Annotated in this window: 12 protein-coding genes; 11 read left to right on the top strand and 1 reads right to left on the bottom strand. The window is 68.3% G+C overall.

Annotated elements, in window-relative coordinates; genetic code table 11:
* Positions 1–43: 43 nt before the first annotated feature.
* On the bottom strand, positions 44–916 hold the full coding sequence (locus tag ACQ860_RS07440; protein ID WP_431302759.1) for a DMT family transporter: 873 nt from the start codon (positions 914–916) through the stop codon (positions 44–46).
* A 103-nt stretch (positions 917–1,019) separates the two neighbouring features.
* Between ACQ860_RS07440 and ACQ860_RS07435 the strand changes: the two genes are divergently transcribed.
* The 11 genes from ACQ860_RS07435 (at position 1,020) to rpsG (ending at position 17,967) form a co-directional block, all read left to right on the top strand.
* Positions 1,020–1,727 carry a substrate-binding periplasmic protein gene (locus ACQ860_RS07435; RefSeq protein ID WP_431302758.1) on the top strand — a complete coding sequence of 236 codons (708 nt, stop codon included), beginning with the start codon at positions 1,020–1,022 and terminating at the stop codon, positions 1,725–1,727.
* The gene (locus ACQ860_RS07430) at positions 1,727–3,664 is read left to right on the top strand and encodes a putative bifunctional diguanylate cyclase/phosphodiesterase (protein ID WP_431302757.1); all 1,938 of its coding nucleotides are present in this window, start codon (positions 1,727–1,729) and stop codon (positions 3,662–3,664) included. The genes ACQ860_RS07435 and ACQ860_RS07430 overlap by 1 nt, the downstream gene beginning before the upstream one ends.
* Before the next feature lie 115 nt (positions 3,665–3,779).
* Positions 3,780–5,462 (top strand): methyl-accepting chemotaxis protein, encoded by a 1,683-nt coding sequence (locus ACQ860_RS07425; protein ID WP_431302756.1) that lies wholly within the window; start codon positions 3,780–3,782, stop codon positions 5,460–5,462.
* A 216-nt stretch (positions 5,463–5,678) separates the two neighbouring features.
* On the top strand, positions 5,679–6,113 hold the full coding sequence (gene rplK / locus ACQ860_RS07420; protein WP_431302755.1) for a 50S ribosomal protein L11: 435 nt from the start codon (positions 5,679–5,681) through the stop codon (positions 6,111–6,113).
* 2 nt (positions 6,114–6,115) lie between these two features.
* Positions 6,116–6,802: a 50S ribosomal protein L1 gene (gene rplA, locus ACQ860_RS07415; RefSeq protein WP_431302754.1), complete on the top strand. Its 687-nt coding sequence runs from the start codon at positions 6,116–6,118 to the stop codon at positions 6,800–6,802.
* 290 nt (positions 6,803–7,092) lie between these two features.
* Complete coding sequence (gene rplJ / locus ACQ860_RS07410; RefSeq protein ID WP_431302753.1) at positions 7,093–7,608, top strand: 50S ribosomal protein L10; 516 nt, start codon at positions 7,093–7,095, stop codon at positions 7,606–7,608.
* Positions 7,609–7,765: 157 nt separating this feature from the next.
* Positions 7,766–8,143, top strand: a complete 378-nt coding sequence (gene rplL, locus ACQ860_RS07405; RefSeq protein WP_431302752.1) for a 50S ribosomal protein L7/L12 — start codon at positions 7,766–7,768, stop codon at positions 8,141–8,143.
* A 196-nt stretch (positions 8,144–8,339) separates the two neighbouring features.
* Positions 8,340–12,527: a DNA-directed RNA polymerase subunit beta gene (rpoB, locus tag ACQ860_RS07400; protein ID WP_431302751.1), complete on the top strand. Its 4,188-nt coding sequence runs from the start codon at positions 8,340–8,342 to the stop codon at positions 12,525–12,527.
* A 103-nt stretch (positions 12,528–12,630) separates the two neighbouring features.
* Positions 12,631–16,812 (top strand): DNA-directed RNA polymerase subunit beta', encoded by a 4,182-nt coding sequence (gene rpoC, locus ACQ860_RS07395; protein WP_431302750.1) that lies wholly within the window; start codon positions 12,631–12,633, stop codon positions 16,810–16,812.
* Between the two features lie 295 nt (positions 16,813–17,107).
* Positions 17,108–17,479 carry a 30S ribosomal protein S12 gene (gene rpsL / locus ACQ860_RS07390; protein WP_131546751.1) on the top strand — a complete coding sequence of 124 codons (372 nt, stop codon included), beginning with the start codon at positions 17,108–17,110 and terminating at the stop codon, positions 17,477–17,479.
* Positions 17,480–17,490: 11 nt separating this feature from the next.
* The gene (gene rpsG / locus ACQ860_RS07385; RefSeq protein ID WP_131546750.1) at positions 17,491–17,967 is read left to right on the top strand and encodes a 30S ribosomal protein S7; all 477 of its coding nucleotides are present in this window, start codon (positions 17,491–17,493) and stop codon (positions 17,965–17,967) included.
* Positions 17,968–17,991 lie beyond the last annotated feature (24 nt).

Genomic DNA, 17,991 nt, shown 5'->3' with positions numbered 1-17,991 from the left:
GTTGAGGAGACTCAACCGCCCGCCGGCGCGCAGGTTGCCGCGTTCAGCGCCTCCGCGCCTGGCTCCAGCCGATATAGAGGCCCGCGCCCACGATGATGGCCGCCCCCACCCAGGTCATCGCATCCGGGAACTCGCTGAAGAGCAGCCAGCCGACGGCCACCGAGCCCAGCAGCTGGAAATACTGGAAGGGGGAGAGGACATTGGCCGGCGCATAGCCGAAGGCGCGGGCCACGCAGTAATGGCCGAGCGCCCCCAGCACCGCCACGCCGCAGAAGAGGCCGACATCAAGGAGCGAGGCGGGCGCGATCCAGACGAAGGGCAGTACCAGGAACATGCCGAAGCCGCCGACGAAGGCGGAATAGAGGGCCGAGGTCTCGGGCGGGTCGATGCCCGCGATGCGGCGGGTGAGGATCTGGTAGAGGCCATAGGCCGTGGCGCTGATCAGCACGAAGATCGAGGCCCAGTGGAACAGCGCCGTGCCCGGGCGGATCACCACCAGCACGCCGAGGAAGCCGATCAGCAGGGCGATGACCCGCCCGCGCGTGGTGCGCTCGCCCAGCATGGGCCAGGCCAGCAGCGCCACGATGAGCGGCGCGGCGAGGCTGATGGCGGCCGCCTTGGCCAGCGGGATGAAGCTGATCGCGTAGAAGAAATTCAGGTTCGAGGTGAACAGCATGGCCGAGCGGAAGAGCTGCAGCCCCGGCCGCCGCGTGCGGAAGAGGGAGAGCCCCATGCGCGGCATGAAGAGCGCCGAGAGGAAGAGGATGTGCCCGAAGGCGCGCGCCCAGCTGATCTGCAGCGAGGAGTAGTCCTGCCCGAGCAGCTTCGCGAAGCCGCCCATCACGGGGAAGAGCAGGCCCGCCGTCAGCATGAAAAGGATGCCGAGCAGGATTCGCGTGGGCGCGGGGGAGGACACGGCGGCAGGATGCGGCGCGGGAGCGGTGCCGTCCAGACGCGTCAAGCGGGCGTTAACCGCGCCGGGTGTTTCGTGCGGCCAACATGTCCCGCAGGAAACCGCCATGCGCCGCCGCGCCCTGATCGGCTCGCCCCTTCTGCTCGCCGCGCCGGCCGTGCGGGCGCGCGGCGTCATCGAGTTGGTGACGGCGGGCGAGCGCCCCTATGCCATGGCCGAGGGGCCCGAGCCCGGCTTCGTCCTGACCCTCGTGGCGGAGATGTTCCGCCTCGTCGGGCAGCAGGTGGTGTTTCGCTTCCTGCCCGGGCCGGAGGCTGAGGCGCGGGCGGCGGCGCTGCCGGAGGTGGCCGTGGCCCCGCTGCCGCGCACCGCCGAGCGGGAGGATCACTTCCTCTGGGCCGTGGCGCTCTTCGAAAATCCCGGCGGCTTCGCGACGCTGCGCTGCCAGCCCCCCCGCGCCCTGGCCGAGGCCCGGTTGCTGCCGCGCATCGCCGTGCTCTCGGGCAGCGTGCAGGAGGTGCATCTGCGTGCGCGCGGCTTCACCAACCTCGTCCCCTTCTCGCTCTGGCCCGACGCGCTGGCGGCCCTGCGCGCGCGGGAGGTCTCGGCCTGGTTCGGCGAATTGCCCCGGCTGCGCGCCCTCGTCGGCCCTGGCGCCGCCTTCGGCCCGCCGGTCTTCGCTTATCCCGCCTGGCTCGCGGTCAATCGCGCCAGCCGGGACATCCCCGTGCTCGCGCTGCAGGAGGCGCATGCGGCGCTGGCGGCGGATGGCAGCCTGGCCAAGCTGCTCCGGCCGCATCTGGGGTGGGCGTGATGCCGCGCTCCGGACCCAGTGCGCTGGATGCGCGCTTTGCCCTGGCGGCCGCGCTGTGCCTCGTCGCGGCCGAGGTGGTGGGCTCGCGCTTCATCTCGGAGGGGATGCTGCAGCGCGAACTGGCGCGGGCGAATGATGCGGCGATCACCCAGACCGAACTGCTGACGACGGTGGCGGCCCCCGGGCTGCGCTTCAACCGCGGCGCCACGCTGGAGGCCACGCTGCTGCCGATCGCCGCGCGCAATCCGGCGCTGATGGCCGCGCGGTTCGAGCGCAGCGACGGGCTGCTCGTGCATGAATGGGCGCGCACCGATTTCCCCGACCTGCGGGGCTGGTGGCTGGCCGAGGGCGCGCCCGAAGCCGAGCATATCCTGGTCATCTCCCGCAATGCCATGGGGGCCGACGGCGCGCTGGTGGGCCGGGTCAGCATCGCCTGGGACGGGAGGCCGATCTTCGCCGAGGCGGCCACCCAGTTCCGCACGGTGAGCGCCATCTCCGTCGCGGTCAGCCTGGCGCTGGGTGGGCTTGGCATGCTGCTCCTCCGCCGCCGCCTGCGCCGCTTCCGCCTGGCCGAGGAGGCCACGCGGAACATGGCGATGCGCGACCCGCTGACCGGCATCCGCAACCGGCGCGGGCTGACCGAGGCGCTGGAGAGCGCGGAATTCGCCGAGGCCTTCGCCGGCGGCGCGCCCATCATGCTGGCGCTCGCCGATCTCGACGGGTTCAAGCCGGTGAACGACACCTACGGCCATGCGGCGGGTGACGAGCTGCTGAAGCAGATCGCGCATCGCCTGGACTGCGAGGTGGCGCGCCAGGGCATCGCGGCGCGGCTCGGGGGCGATGAATTCGCGCTGATGCTGCTGCTCGACCCGGCCGACCCGGAGGGGGCCGCGGAGGATGCCGCGCGGCGCCTGATGGGCGTGGTGCGCGTGCCCTTCACGCTGCACCCGGATGGCACCGGCCAGGGCGGGGGGGCGGTGCAGGTGCGCGTCGGCCTCAGCCTTGGCGTGGCGCTGGCGCCTGGGGATGCGACGGATCCGGAGGAGCTGATGCGCCGCGCTGATTCCGCGCTCTACCGTGCCAAGGCGGAAGGGCGCGGCCGCTTCCGCCGCTTCACGCCTGAAATGGATCCGCGCCTGGGCAAGCGGCGGGGTGCGATGCGCCTGGAGGCCGAGCTGCGCGAGGCGCTGGCGCAGGATGCGCTGACCTGCCACTTTCAGCCGATCCGCCAGCTCGCCACTGGCAAGCTGCTGGGCTTCGAGGCGCTGGCGCGCTGGCCGCATGCGACGCGCGGCTTCGTCTCGCCCACCGAATTCATCCCGATCGCCGAGGCGGCGGGGCTGATCGTCCCGCTGACGCATCACCTGCTGCGCCTTGCCTGCCGCACGGCGGCCGGCTGGGCCGAGCCGGTGACGCTCTCCTTCAACCTCTCACCGCTGCACCTGACCGAGGCCGACCTGCCGCGCCAGGTGGCGCAGATCCTGGAGGAGACGGGGCTGGCGCCCGGGCGGCTGCAGCTCGAGCTGACCGAGGGCGCGCTGCTGGGCGACCTGCGGCAGGGGCACGCCATGCTGTCCGAGCTGAAGGCGATGGGCGTGCGCCTCGCGCTCGATGATTTCGGCACCGGGCATTCGGGGCTGCGCGAATTGCAGGCGCTGCCCTTCGACGTGATCAAGGTGGACAACGGCTTCGTGCGCGCGATGGCCTCGGATGCGGGGGCGCGGAAGATCGTGGCGGCCGTGATCGGCCTGGGCGAGAGCCTGGGGCTGCCCGTGGTGGCCGAGGGCGTCGAGGAGGAGCTAGACGTGGAGTTCCTCGTGCGGCTCGGCTGCGAGATGGGGCAGGGCTGGCTGCTCGGGCGGCCGATGCCGGCCGAGCACGCCCATGCGCTGATGCGTGGGCCGGCGCCGGTGGGCGGGCGGCTGGATGCGGCCTAGGGCGGGGCCTCCGGCGCGGCCGCCCGCCCCGCAAGCCCGGCGGCCATCTTCAACCCTTCGACAAGCTTTCCGCGCGTAGATCAAGCGCGCGTCCAACCGACCTGGAGCTGACCCCGTGACCCTGTCCCGACTTTCGATCTCCAACAAGCTGCGCCTGGGAATGGGTGCAACGATGCTGCTGGTGGCCCTGCTGGGCGCCGGGGCCCTTCTTGTGATCCGGGACATGAGCCAACGGTCGGAAGACATCCAGCGGAACTGGATGCCCTCGGTGTTGGCGGTCTCGGCGCTCAGCACCTCGCTGCTGGAAATGCGGCGTAACGAACTGGCTTTCCTCGCGCGCACCGACCCCGGCGAGCGCGCCCGGGCGGAGGAGCGCTTCGGCCAGAATCTGGCACGGGTCAACGCCAATCTGCAGGCCTACCGGCCGCTGGTGTCGCACCCCGAGGAGAAGCGCATCTTCCCCGGCGTGGAGCAGGGCCTGCAGGCCTATCTGGCCCATCACCGCCAGCTCCGCGAGGCGTTCCGGGCGAATGACGCGGTGCGCGCCAGCGCCGTCCTGGACGAGGCCCGCCCGGGGATGGACCGCCTCATCCAGGATCTCGAGGCGTTGACGCAGCTGAATGGGCGCGAGGCGACGGCGACCGCCGACGCGGCCTCGGAATCCGCGCGCCTCGGCATCTATGCCTTGTCCGCGACGCTGCTGGTGGCGCTGGGCCTGGGGCTTGTGGTGGCCATGCTGCTGAGCCGCTCGATCAGCGGTCGCCTCCTCAACCTCTCCGAGGCGCTGGGGCGGCTCGCGCGGCGGGATTATGGCTTCGTGCTCAAGGAAACCGCCGACAAGGACGAGATCGGCCAGATGGCCCGCGCGCTGGACACCTGCCGCGACGGGCTGAAGGAGGCGGACCGCCTGGCCGAGGCCGCCGCGGCGGAGGCGCGCGTCCAGACCGAGCGCGGCGCCCGGGTGGATGCGCTGGTGCGCGGCTTCGAGGCCGAGGCGGGCGAGGCGCTGGGCACCGTCTCCAGCGCGGCGACGCAGCTTTCCGCGACGGCGGTCGCGCTGTCGGAGACGGCGGGGGAGGGGACGCGGCAGGCCACCGCCCTGGCCTCGGCGGCGGGCCAGACCAGCTCCAACGTGCAGACGGTCGCCGCCTCGTCGGAGGAGCTGGCCAGCTCCATCGCCGAGGTGGCGCGCCAGGTGCGGCACACCGCCGCGATCACGGAACGCGCCAGCGAGGCGGCGCGCGAGACGGACGGCACGGTGCGCGGCCTGGCCGAGGCGGCCGCGAAGATCGGCGACGTGGTGCGCCTGATCAGCGATATCGCGGGCCAGACCAACCTGCTGGCGCTCAATGCGACGATCGAGGCGGCGCGGGCGGGCGATGCCGGCAAGGGCTTCGCCGTGGTGGCGAGCGAGGTGAAGAACCTCGCCGGCCAGACGGCGCGGGCGACCGAGCAGATCAGCCAGCAGATCGCCGCCATGCAGGCGGAGACGACGCGCACGGTGGAGGCGATTGCCGGGATCGGCCGCACCATCGAGGAGCTGAACGAGACCACGGCGCAGGTCGCCGCCGCCTCGGAAGAGCAGGCCGCGGCGACGCTGGAGATCGGCCGGGCCGTGGCCGAGGCCGCGCAGGGCGCCGAGGAGGCGTCACGCGGGGCGGCGGGCATGATGGAAGGTGCCGAGCGGACCGGCGGCTCGGCGCGGGACGTGCAAGGCGCCTCGACCGAGCTGGCGCAGCAATCCGAGCGGCTGCGCCTGCAGGTTGGCAGCTTCCTGCAGAATATCCGCGCTGCGTGAGGGCGGCCCGCGGGGCGCGCATGGCGGCCCTGCGGCTGGCCGGGCGGGGAAATCGCCCAGACGGGCTGGACAGGGCGGGCGCGCCATTCTAAAGGCCGCCCTTCCGGTGGGGGGCATGCGCCTCCCGGCCGCAGGGAAACGCGGGAGGTTGCGGGCACGACTACGCTCGCCGCCGGCAGGACCGCGGGTCTCTCCACATCGAGAGGACTGATTGTCATGGCAAAGAAGATTGCGGGCTACATCAAGCTCCAGGTGCCCGCGGGCAAGGCGAACCCCTCGCCGCCGATCGGCCCCGCGCTGGGTCAGCGCGGCCTGAATATCATGCAGTTCGTGAAGGAATTCAACGCGGCGACGCAGCAGATGGAGCCGGGCACGCCGACTCCCGTGGTCATCACCGCGTATACGGACCGCAGCTTCTCCTTCATCACGAAGACGCCGCCGAACACCTACTTCCTGAAGAAGGCCGCGAAGATCGAGAAGGGCAGCACCACCCCGGGCAAGGGCGCCATGGTGGGCCGCGTGACCAAGTCGCAGCTGGCCGAGATCGCCAAGACGAAGATGAAGGACATGAACTGCACCGACATCGAGAGCGCGGTGAGCATGCTGGCGGGCTCGGCCCGCTCCATGGGTATGACGGTGGTGGAGGGCTGAACATGAGCAAGCGCATGAAGGCCCTGGCGGCCACCGTCACCCCGAACAAGTCCTATTCGCTGGATGAGGCGATCGCGCTGGCCAAGGCCAATGCCAAGGCCAAGTTCGACGAGACCATCGAAATCTCGATGAACCTCGGCATTGATCCGCGCCATGCCGACCAGATGGTCCGCGGCGTGGTGGGCCTGCCGAACGGCACCGGCAAGACGGTCCGCGTGGGCGTCTTCGCCCGCGGCCCGAAGGCCGAGGAAGCCAAGGCCGCCGGCGCCGACGTGGTGGGCGCGGATGACCTGGCCGCCCTGGTGCAGGAAGGCAAGATCGACTTCGACCGCTGCATCGCGACGCCGGACATGATGGCCCTCGTCGGCCGCCTCGGTAAGGTGCTGGGCCCGCGTGGCCTGATGCCGAACCCGAAGCTCGGCACGGTCACGATGGACGTGAAGGGTGCCGTGACGGCCGCCAAGGCCGGCCAGGTGGAATTCCGCGCCGAGAAGGCCGGCATCATCCATGCCGGCATCGGCAAGGCGAGCTTCGGCGCGGATGCGCTGCTGGCAAATGCGCGCGCCTTCGTGGACGCCATCCAGAAGTCCCGCCCGACCGGCGCCAAGGGCACCTTCGTGAAGAAGGTCGCTGTCTCGTCCACCATGGGCGTGGGCGTTTCGGTGGATGTGACCAGCCTGAACGGCTGATGAGATTCGCTCCGGCCTAGGCCGGGGCGCGCAGGGGGTGGGCCTTCGGGCGCATCCCCGCAACCTGTCGGAGATTGCAGGCGCCCGACTTCGGTCAGGCTTAATGGGCCGAGGCCCGCCCGCATGAGACGGGGAACCGAGATTCCACCGCCCCCGGCTTTCGTCCGGGGCGGAATGGCTTGGCTTTCCGGCAACGACAGGCGGACGGGGCAGGGGGATGGTCCTCTTGCCCCCGTGTGAACCGGTCGGGGCCCCTCCATCAGGCTTCGACCACCGACGGAGACGTGACGTTGGATCGTCAGGAAAAGCGCGCCTTCGTTGACTCGATGGCCGAAGTCTTCGCGCAGACGTCGTTCGTGCTCGTGGCCCAGAACAAGGGTCTCACGGTCGCGGCGGTGGATGATCTGCGCCGGAAGATGAAGGCCGCCGGGGCGACGTACAAGGTTGCGAAGAACCGGCTGGCCAGTCGCGCCCTCGACGGCACCCGTTTCCAGGGCATTTCGCCGCTGCTGAAGGGCCCGACCGCGCTTGCGTGGTCGGCCGACCCGGTGGCCGTGGCGAAGACCGCCGTGGAGTTCGCCAAGGGGAACGACAAGTTCGTGATCCTGGGCGGGGCGCTTGGCACCCAGAACCTGAACGTCGATGGCGTGAAGGCCCTGGCCGAGCTTCCCTCGCTCGATACGCTGCGCGCATCGCTGGTGGGTCTGATCCAGACCCCGGCGACTCGCATTGCCGGGGTGGTTCAGGCCCCCGCCGGCCAGCTGGCACGGGTGCTGAAGGCGTATGCGGACAAGGAAGCCGCCTGAGGGTGATCGCCGGCGGATTTGAGGTCCGGCGGCAGCAAACCCCGGGGCGGTGGGTCCGCAGAGAGACCGATCAGCTTTCCAAACTTTTGGCCCTGCCACGATGTCGCGGTGGGGTTGTCAAGCCACAGTCAAGCCATTAGTTAGAAGGAACACGAATATGGCCGATCTTGCAAAGCTCGTTGACGAGCTGTCCGCGCTGACCGTCCTGGAGGCCGCTGAGCTCTCCAAGATGCTCGAAGAGAAGTGGGGCGTCTCCGCCGCCGCGCCGGTGGCGGTCGCCGCTGTGGCTGGCCCGGCTGCCGCCGCCGCTCCTGCCGAGGTGCAGACCGAGTTCACGGTGACGCTCGCCAATGCCGGCGACAAGAAGATCAACGTGATCAAGGAGATCCGCACCATCACCGGCCTGGGTCTGAAGGAAGCCAAGGACCTGGTCGAGGGTGCGCCGAAGGTCGTCAAGGAGAACGTCTCCAAGGACGAGGCGGACAAGATCAAGAAGGTTCTCGAAGAGAACGGCGCGACCGTCGAGGTCAAGTAAGGTCGCGTTTCACGGTTCGCGACGGTGCTTCGGCGCCGGCGCGGGCCGGATTGGTTACCAAGTCGGGATGGGCGGCAATCGGGTCCGGTTGCCGCCCGTCTCGCCGTTTCAGGGGCGGGGTGCCGCTGAGATGCTGGCCGATGGTTTTGCCGGCGCCGGAACTTCCCGGACGCCAGGATAAGGAAGCGGGACAGGCATGAACGCTATCAGCAAGTCGTTCACGGCACGCAAGCGCATTCGCAAGAGCTTCGGCAGGCTGCCCGAGGTTGCGCCCATGCCCAACCTGATCGATGTGCAGCGTGCCTCCTATGCGTTCTTCCTGCAAATGGAAACGCATCCGGACAGCCGGACCAATACCGGCCTGCAGGAGGTCTTCAAATCCGTCTTCCCGATCAATGACTTCGCGGGCCGCGGCCGGCTGGAATTCGTACAGTACGAGCTGGAGGAGCCCAAATACGACGTCGAGGAATGCATCGCGCGTGGGCTGACCTTCGCCGCGCCGCTGAAGGTGAAGCTGCGCCTGATCGTCTGGGACCTGGACGAAGACACCGGCGCCCGCTCCGTCCGCGACATCAAGGAGCAGGATGTCTACATGGGCGACATGCCGCTCATGACCGACAACGGCACCTTCATCATCAACGGCACCGAGCGCGTCATCGTCAGCCAGATGCACCGCAGCCCGGGCGTCTTCTTCGACCATGACAAGGGCAAGACGCACTCGTCCGGCAAGTATCTCTTCGCCGCGCGCGTGATCCCCTATCGCGGCTCCTGGCTCGACTTCGAGTTCGACGCCAAGGACATCTGCTATGTCCGCATCGACCGCAAGCGCAAGCTGCCGGCCAGCACGCTGCTGCTGGCGCTGGACGGCGAGGCGACCGAGGCGAAGCGCGTGGAGCGCGCCGCCCAGGGCCTGGAGATGGAGCCCTCCGAGATCCGCGGCATGGACGCCGAAGAGATCCTGGCGGCCTTCTACGGCCAGGTGGAATTCAAGCGCGGCCCCAAGGGCTGGTCGCGCGCCTTCGACCCCGAGAGCTTCCGCGGCATCAAGCTGCTTGAGCCGCTGGTGGACGCCAAGACCGGCGCCGTGGTGGCCGAGAAGGACGTGAAGATGACGCCGCGCGCGGCGCGGAAGATCGTCGAGGCCGGCACGACGGAAGTGCTGGTCGGCCGCACCGATCTGCTGGGCCGCTTCGTCGCCGTGGACCTCGTGAACATGGAGACCGGAGAGATCTGGGCCGAGGCCGGCGAGGAGCTGACCGAGGCGAAGCTCGCCGCCATCGAGGATGCCGGCATCGACGTGCTGCCGACGCTGGCCATTGACCAGACGGTCGGCGCCTGGATGCGCAACACGCTCGCGGTGGACAAGAACACCAACCGCGACGAAGCGCTGATGGACATCTACCGGGTGATGCGCCCGGGCGAGCCGCCGACGCCGGAGACGGCCGAGGCGCTGTTCAAGGGCCTGTTCTTCGACCCCGATCGCTATGACCTCTCGGCCGTGGGCCGCGTGAAGATGAATATGCGCCTCGGCTTCTCGCTGGAGGAGGCGCCCGACCATCTGCGCACGCTGCGCAAGCAGGACATCGTCGCCACCATGCGCGTGCTGATGGACCTGAAGGATGGCCGCGGCTCGATCGACGACATCGACAATCTCGGCAATCGCCGCGTGCGTTCGGTCGGCGAGCTGATGGAGAACCAGTATCGCGTCGGCCTGCTGCGCATGGACCGCGCGATCAAGGAGCGCATGGGCGCCGTCGATATCGACACCGTCATGCCGCATGACCTGATCAACGCGAAGCCGGCCGCCGCCGCCGTGCGGGAGTTCTTCGGCTCCTCGCAGCTGTCGCAGTTCATGGACCAGACCAACCCGCTCTCCGAGGTGACGCATAAGCGCCGCCTCTCGGCGCTGGGTCCGGGCGGCCTGACGCGCGAGCGCGCGGGCTTCGAGGTGCGCGACGTGCACCCGACGCATTACGGCCGCATCTGCCCGATCGAAACGCCGGAAGGCCCGAATATCGGCCTGATCAACTCGCTCGCCACCTTCGCGCGGGTGAACAAGTACGGCTTCATCGAGACGCCCTATCGCCTCGTGAAGGACGGCAAGATCACCGGCGAGCCGCGCTACCTCTCCGCCATGGAGGAGGAAAAGCTGGTGGTGGCCCAGGCCGACGCGCATGTGGACGCCTCCACGGGCGAGTTCCTGAGCGACCTCGTCTCCGTGCGCCAGGGCGGTGACTTCCGCCTGGTGAAGCCGGGCGAGGTGACGGCCATCGACGTCTCGCCGAAGCAGCTCGTCTCCGTCGCCGCGGCCCTCATTCCCTTCCTGGAGAATGACGACGCGAACCGCGCGCTGATGGGCTCCAACATGCAGCGCCAGGCCGTGCCGCTGATCCGCGCCGATGCGCCGCTCGTCGGCACCGGCATGGAGGCCGCGGTGGCGCAGGATTCGGGCGCCGCCATTTCCGCGCGCCGCGACGGTATCGTGGACAGCATCGACGGCGCGCGCATCGTGGTGCGTGCGACGAATGACGAAGGCCAGACGGCGGGCGTGGACATCTACCGCCTGCGCAAGTTCCAGCGCTCCAACCAGAGCACCTGCATCAACCAGCGCCCGCTGGTGAAGGTGGGTGACCGCGTGACGGCGGGCGAGATCATCGCCGACGGCCCCTCCACGGAGCTGGGCGAACTGGCGCTGGGCCGCAACGTGCTCTGCGCCTTCATGCCCTGGAACGGCTACAACTTCGAGGACTCCATCCTCATCAGCGAGCGCATCGCGCGCGATGACGTGTTCACCTCCATCCACATCGAGGAATTCGAGGTGATGGCGCGCGACACGAAGCTGGGCCAGGAGGAGATCAGCCGCGACATCCCGAATGTGGGTGAGGAAGCGCTGCGCAACCTCGACGAGGCGGGCATCGTCTATGTCGGCGCCGAGGTGCATCCGGGCGACATCCTCGTCGGCAAGGTGACGCCCAAGGGCGAGAGCCCGATGACGCCGGAAGAGAAGCTGCTCCGCGCCATCTTCGGCGAGAAGGCGTCCGACGTGCGCGACACCTCGCTGAAGCTGCCGCCGGGCGTCTCGGGCACCATCGTCGATGTGCGCGTCTTCTCCCGCCGCGGCGTGGACAAGGATGAGCGCGCCATGGCGATCGAGCGCGCCGAGATCGAGCGCCTCGCCAAGGACCGCGATGATGAGCGCGCGATCCAGGAGCGGTCCTTCTATGGCCGTCTGCGCGAGCGCCTGCTGAACAAGAAGGCCTCGGGCGGCTTCAAGGGCGTGAAGGCGGGCACGCCGATCACCGATGAGGTGCTGGACCAGTTCGCCAAGTCCACCTGGCGGCAGATCGCCGTCACGGATGACGCGGCGATGGTCGAGATCGAGGCGCTGAAGCGCGAATTCGACGCCGCCGTCGAGCGCCTGCAGAAGCGCTTCGAGAGCAAGGTCGAGAAGCTGCAGCGCGGCGACGAACTGCCGCCCGGCGTGATGAAGATGGTCAAGGTCTTCGTGGCCGTGAAGCGCAAGCTGCAGCCGGGCGACAAGATGGCCGGCCGCCACGGCAACAAGGGCGTGGTCTCCCGCGTCGTGCCGATCGAGGACATGCCCTTCCTGGAGGATGGCACCTCGGTGGACCTGGTGCTGAACCCGCTGGGCGTGCCGTCGCGCATGAACATCGGCCAGATCCTCGAGACGCATCTCGGCTGGGCCTGCGCCAATATCGGCCGCGAAGTGGGGCAGCTGGTGGATGATTTCCGCCGCTCCTCCGCCGTGCGGGACGAACTCCTGGAGAAGCTGAAGGACGTCTACGGTCCCGAGATCTTCGAGCGCGACATCCTGCCGATGAGCGAAGAGCAGCTGATGGAGCTGGCGGACAACCTGAAGAAGGGCATCCCGATCGCGACGCCCGTCTTCGATGGCGCACGCATCTCGGACATCGAGAACATGCTGACCAAGGCGGGGCTCGACACCTCCGGCCAGATGCAGCTGATCGATGGCCGCACGGGCGAGCTCTTCGAGCGCAAGGTAACGGTGGGCTACATCTACATGCTCAAGCTGCACCACCTCGTGGATGACAAGATCCACGCGCGTTCGATCGGCCCCTACTCGCTGGTCACGCAGCAGCCGCTGGGCGGCAAGGCGCAGTTCGGTGGCCAGCGCTTCGGCGAGATGGAGGTCTGGGCGCTCGAGGCCTATGGCGCCGCCTATACGCTGCAGGAAATGCTGACGGTGAAGTCGGACGACGTGTCCGGCCGCACCAAGGTCTATGAGGCGATCGTCCGCGATCAGGACAGCTTCGAGGCGGGCATCCCCGAGAGCTTCAACGTTCTGGTCAAGGAGCTGAAGAGCCTCGGCCTGAACGTGGATCTGGAGAATCGCGGCCCCTGATCGGGGGCTGGCGCCAAAGATACGGTGACCCCGGCGCAGGGGTCACCGCTGCGAAATTCCCCTTCAAAGCCCGGCGTGCACGCCGGGAAGAGAGCGAGGCGGTATGAACGAGCTGATGAAGATCCTGGGCCAGACGGGCCAGGCGATGACCTTCGACCAGATCAAGATCTCCATGGCGTCGCCGGAGCAGATCCGCTCCTGGTCCTATGGCGAGATCAAGAAGCCCGAGACCATCAACTACCGCACCTTCAAGCCGGAGCGGGACGGGCTGTTCTGCGCCCGCATCTTCGGCCCGATCAAGGACTACGAGTGCCTTTGCGGCAAGTACAAGCGGATGAAGTTCCGCGGCATCGTCTGCGAGAAGTGCGGCGTGGAAGTGACGCTCGCCAAGGTCCGGCGCGAGCGCATGGGCCATATCGAGCTGGCGGCCCCCGTGGCTCATATCTGGTTCCTGAAGAGCCTGCCGAGCCGCGTCGGCCTCATGGTGGACATGAGCCTGAAGGAGCTGGAGAAGGTCCTCTACTTCGAGAGCTATGTGGTGCTGGAGCCGGGCCTGACGGACCTCAAGCTGCACCAGCTGCTGAACGAGGACCAGTTCGTCGCCAAGCAGGATGAGTTCGGCGAGGACGCCTTCCGCGTCGGCATCGGCGCCGAGGCGGTCAAGGAAATCCTGCACGGGATGGACATGGGCAAGGACGCCGTGCGTCTGCGCGCCGAGCTGAAGGAGACGACCTCCGAGGCCAAGCGCAAGAAGCTGGTGAAGCGCCTGAAGCTGATCGAGGCCTTCTCGGAATCGGGCGCGCGTCCGGAGTGGATGATCCTCGACGTCGTGCCGGTCATCCCGCCCGAGCTGCGCCCGCTGGTGCCGCTGGATGGCGGCCGCTTCGCGACCTCCGACCTGAATGACCTGTACCGTCGCGTCATCAACCGCAACAACCGCCTGAAGCGCCTGATCGAGCTGCGCGCGCCGGACATCATCGTGCGCAACGAGAAGCGCATGCTGCAGGAATCGGTGGACGCGCTGTTCGACAATGGCCGCCGCGGCCGCGCCATCACGGGCGCCAACAAGCGCCCGCTGAAGTCGCTCTCGGACATGCTGAAGGGCAAGCAGGGCCGTTTCCGCCAGAACCTGCTCGGCAAGCGCGTGGACTATTCGGGCCGCTCGGTCATCGTGGTGGGTCCGGAGCTGAAGCTGCACCAGTGCGGCCTGCCGAAGAAGATGGCGCTGGAGCTGTTCAAGCCCTTCATCTACTCGAAGCTCGAGAAGTACGGCCACGCCTCCACCATCAAGCAGGCGAAGCGCATGGTGGAGAAGGAGCGTCCCGAGGTCTGGGACATCCTGGAGGAGGTGATCCGCGAGCACCCGGTGCTGCTGAACCGCGCGCCGACGCTGCACCGCCTGGGCATCCAGGCCTTCGAGCCGGTGCTGGTCGAGGGCAAGGCGATCCAGCTGCACCCGCTGGTCTGCACCGCCTTCAACGCGGATTTCGACGGCGACCAGATGGCCGTGCACGTCCCGCTGTCGCTCGAAGCGCAGCTCGAGGCGCGCGTGCTGATGATGTCCACCAACAACATCCTCAGCCCGGCCAACGGCAAGCCCATCATCGTGCCGAGCCAGGACATCGTGCTGGGTCTCTACTACCTCAGCCTCGACACGCCGGAGTTCCGCGCGGCCGATGACAACAAGGCCCCGCTGATCGGCGATATCGGCGAAATCGAGCACGCCCTCGAAGTGAAGGCGCTGACGATCCACACCAAGATCCGCACCCGCCGCGCCTCGGTGGATTCGGAGGGCAAGGCCTTCATCGAGCGCGTGGTGACGACGCCGGGCCGCATGCTGATGGGCGCGCTCCTGCCCAAGCATCCGCAGCTGCCCTTCTCGCTGATCAACCGGCTGCTGACGAAGAAGTCCATCTCGGACGTGATCGACGCCGTCTACCGTCATTGCGGCCAGAAGGAGAGCGTGATCTTCGCCGACCGGCTGATGGGCCTGGGCTTCCGCCACGCGGCCAAGGCCGGCATCTCCTTCGGCAAGAACGACATGATGATCCCCTCCGAGAAGGAGGGCCTCATCGCCACGACCAAGGCCGAGGTGAAGGAGTTCGAGCAGCAGTACCTCGATGGCCTGATCACCTCGGGCGAGCGCTACAACAAGGTGGTTGACGCCTGGTCGCGCTGCACGGACGAAGTGGCCAAGGCCATGATGGCCGAGATCCAGAAGCAGGAGATCGGCAAGCCGACCAATTCCGTCTGGATGATGTCGCACTCCGGCGCCCGTGGGTCGCCCGCGCAGATGCGCCAGCTGGCCGGTATGCGTGGCCTGATGGCGAAGCCCTCGGGCGAGATCATCGAGCAGCCGATCATCTCGAACTTCAAGGAAGGCCTCACCGTGCTGGAGTACTTCAACTCCACCCACGGCGCCCGCAAGGGCCTAGCCGACACCGCGCTGAAGACGGCGAATTCGGGCTACCTGACCCGCCGCCTCGTGGACGTGGCGCAGGACTGCATCATCATGGAGGATGATTGCGGCACCGAGCGCGGCCTCAATGTGCGCGCCATCATGGATGGCGGCGATGTTGTCTCCTCGCTGTCCGAGCGCATCCTGGGCCGCACCACGCAGGAGGATGTCCTCGATCCGGCGACGGGCGAGGTCATCGTCGGCAAGAACATGCTGGTCGAGGAAGCCGATGCCGAGCGCATCGAGAAGGCCGGCGTCGAGCAGGTGCTGATCCGCTCGGTGCTGACCTGCGACTCGCTCCAGGGCGTCTGCGGCAAGTGCTATGGCCGTGACCTGGCGCGCGGCACGCCGGTGAACATGGGCGAGGCGGTGGGCGTCATCGCCGCGCAGTCCATCGGCGAGCCGGGCACGCAGCTCACCATGCGCACCTTCCACATCGGCGGTGCGGCGCAGCGTGGCGCCGAGCAGTCGGCGGTGGAGGCGACGGTCGACTCGACGGCCAAGCTGCACAACCTCGCGCTGGTGACGAACTCCTCCGGCGCGCCGATCGTCATGAGCCGCAACTGCGAGGTCGGGCTGATCGACGCCAATGGCCGCGAGCGCGCACGCTTCCGCGTGCCCTATGGCGCGAAGATGCTGATCACCGACGGTACGAAGGTCGAGCGTGGCCAGAAGCTGGCCGAATGGGACCCCTTCACCCTGCCGATCATCACCGAGCGCGAGGGCAAGGTCGAATACCAGGACCTGATCGAGGGCGTCACGCTGGTCGAGCGGACGGACGACGTGACGGGCCTCACCTCCAAGGTGGTGGTGGACTACAAGGCCAGTGCCAAGTCGGCCGATCTGCGCCCGCGCATCGTGATGAAGGATGCCCGCGGCGAGGTGATGAAGCTGCCGAACGGCGCCGAGGCGCGCTACTTCCTCAGCCCCGACACGGTGCTGAGCGTGGACAATGGCGCGACCGTGGAGGCGGGCGACGTGGTGGCCCGCATGCCGCGCGAATCGTCGAAGACGCGTGACATCACCGGTGGTCTGCCGCGCGTGGCCGAGCTGTTCGAGGCGCGCCGTCCGAAGGATGCCGCGATCATCAGCGACATCGACGGCCGCGTGGAGTTCGGCAAGGACTACAAGGCCAAGCGCCGCATCGTCGTGAAGAGCGAGCCGATGGGCGACGAGCCGCCGATCGAGCGCGAATACCTGGTGCCGAAGGGCAAGCACGTCTCGGTGCAGGAAGGCGACTATGTGAAGGCCGGCGACCCGCTTGTGGACGGCCCGCGCGTGCCGCACGACATCCTGCGCGTGCTGGGCGTGGAGGCGCTGGCCAACTACCTGGTGAACGAGATCCAGGACGTGTACCGACTGCAGGGCGTGAAGATCAACGACAAGCACATCGAGGTGATCGTTCGCCAGATGCTGCAGAAGGTCGAGATCCTGGAGCCGGGCGACACGACCTATCTCATCGGCGAGCAGGTGGACCGTTTCGAGTTCGATGCGGAGAACGAGAAGCGCCTGAAGCTGGGCGAACGCCCGGCCCGGGCGGAGCCGGTGCTGCAGGGCATCACCAAGGCCTCGCTGCAGACGCAGAGCTTCATCTCGGCCGCCTCCTTCCAGGAGACGACGCGGGTGCTCACCGAGGCGGCAACGGCCGGCAAGGTGGACAGCCTGGGCGGCCTGAAGGAGAACGTGATCGTGGGCCGCCTGATCCCGGCGGGCACGGGTTCCGTGATGAACCGCCTGAAGGTGCTGGCCGCGCGCCGCGACAGCGGGCGCCTGCCCGCGACGCCCGCGCTGGCCGAGCCCGATACGAGCCCCGCGGCCGCCGAATAGCGGCATGCGGATTTCCCTTGGCCCGCGCGTGGCCAAGGGCACCCTGACGGGAGGGAATCGCCCTCCCGTCGCTTGACTCAGGTCAGGGGGGTGGTTAAGACGCGCATCTCGCCGGGACGTTTCGCAAGTTGCGTCCTGGTATGTTGGTTCAAACGCCTTGCTTCGGTCGCCCCTGCCGCGAATTTGGCAGGACAGGCCCGGGGTTGACGCGGTGGCCCGTTCGGAGCGCGAAAGCGCCCGTCGGGCCGTGTGTCGTTTGGTGAATGGGTCGCAAAAACGATTACGAAGGGGCGTCATGCCGACGATCAACCAGCTCATCGCGCAAGGGCGCGAGCCGCGTCGCAGCCAGAACAAGGTTCCGGCTCTCGAAGGCTGCCCGCAGAAGCGCGGCGTGTGCACGCGCGTCTATACGACCACGCCGAAGAAGCCGAACTCGGCGCTTCGTAAGGTGGCGAAGGTGCGCCTGACCAATGGCTTCGAAGTTGTGAGCTACATCCCCGGCGAGGGGCACAACCTGCAGGAGCACTCGGTGGTGCTCATCCGTGGCGGCCGCGTGAAGGACCTTCCGGGCGTGCGCTACCACATCCTGCGCGGCGTGCTCGACACGCAGGGCCTGCCGAAGCGGCGCAAGCGGCGCTCGCTCTACGGCGCCAAGCGGCCGAAGTGAGGAACTGAGAGATGTCACGTCGTCACCGCGCGGAAAAGCGCGAAGTCCTGCCGGATCCGAAGTTCGGCGATGTCGTCCTGAGCCGTTTCATGAACGTGCTGATGTACGACGGCAAGAAGTCCGCGGCCGAGGGCATCGTCTATGCCGCCATGGACACGCTGAAGCGCAAGGGTGGCGCCAATGCCGACCCGCTTCGCCTCTTCCACGAGGCGCTGGACAATGTGAAGCCGGCCGTCGAGGTGCGCTCGCGCCGCGTCGGTGGTGCGACCTACCAGGTGCCCGTCGAGGTGCGCCCCGAGCGGCGCCAGGCGCTGGCCATCCGCTGGCTGATCGACGCCGCCCGCAAGCGCGGCGAGAGCACGATGGAAGAGCGCCTCTCCGCCGAGCTGATGGATGCGGTGAACAACCGCGGGACCGCGGTGAAGAAGCGCGAGGACACGCATCGCATGGCCGAAGCCAACAAGGCCTTCAGCCACTATCGCTGGTAAGCGGTCCCACAACCCCTTTTCGGC

It is taken from the genome of Sediminicoccus sp. BL-A-41-H5 (genome assembly GCF_050632405.1).
Taxonomy (GTDB): Bacteria; Pseudomonadota; Alphaproteobacteria; order Acetobacterales; family Acetobacteraceae; genus Roseococcus.
This window is presented reverse-complemented; position numbering and strand designations above follow the sequence as displayed.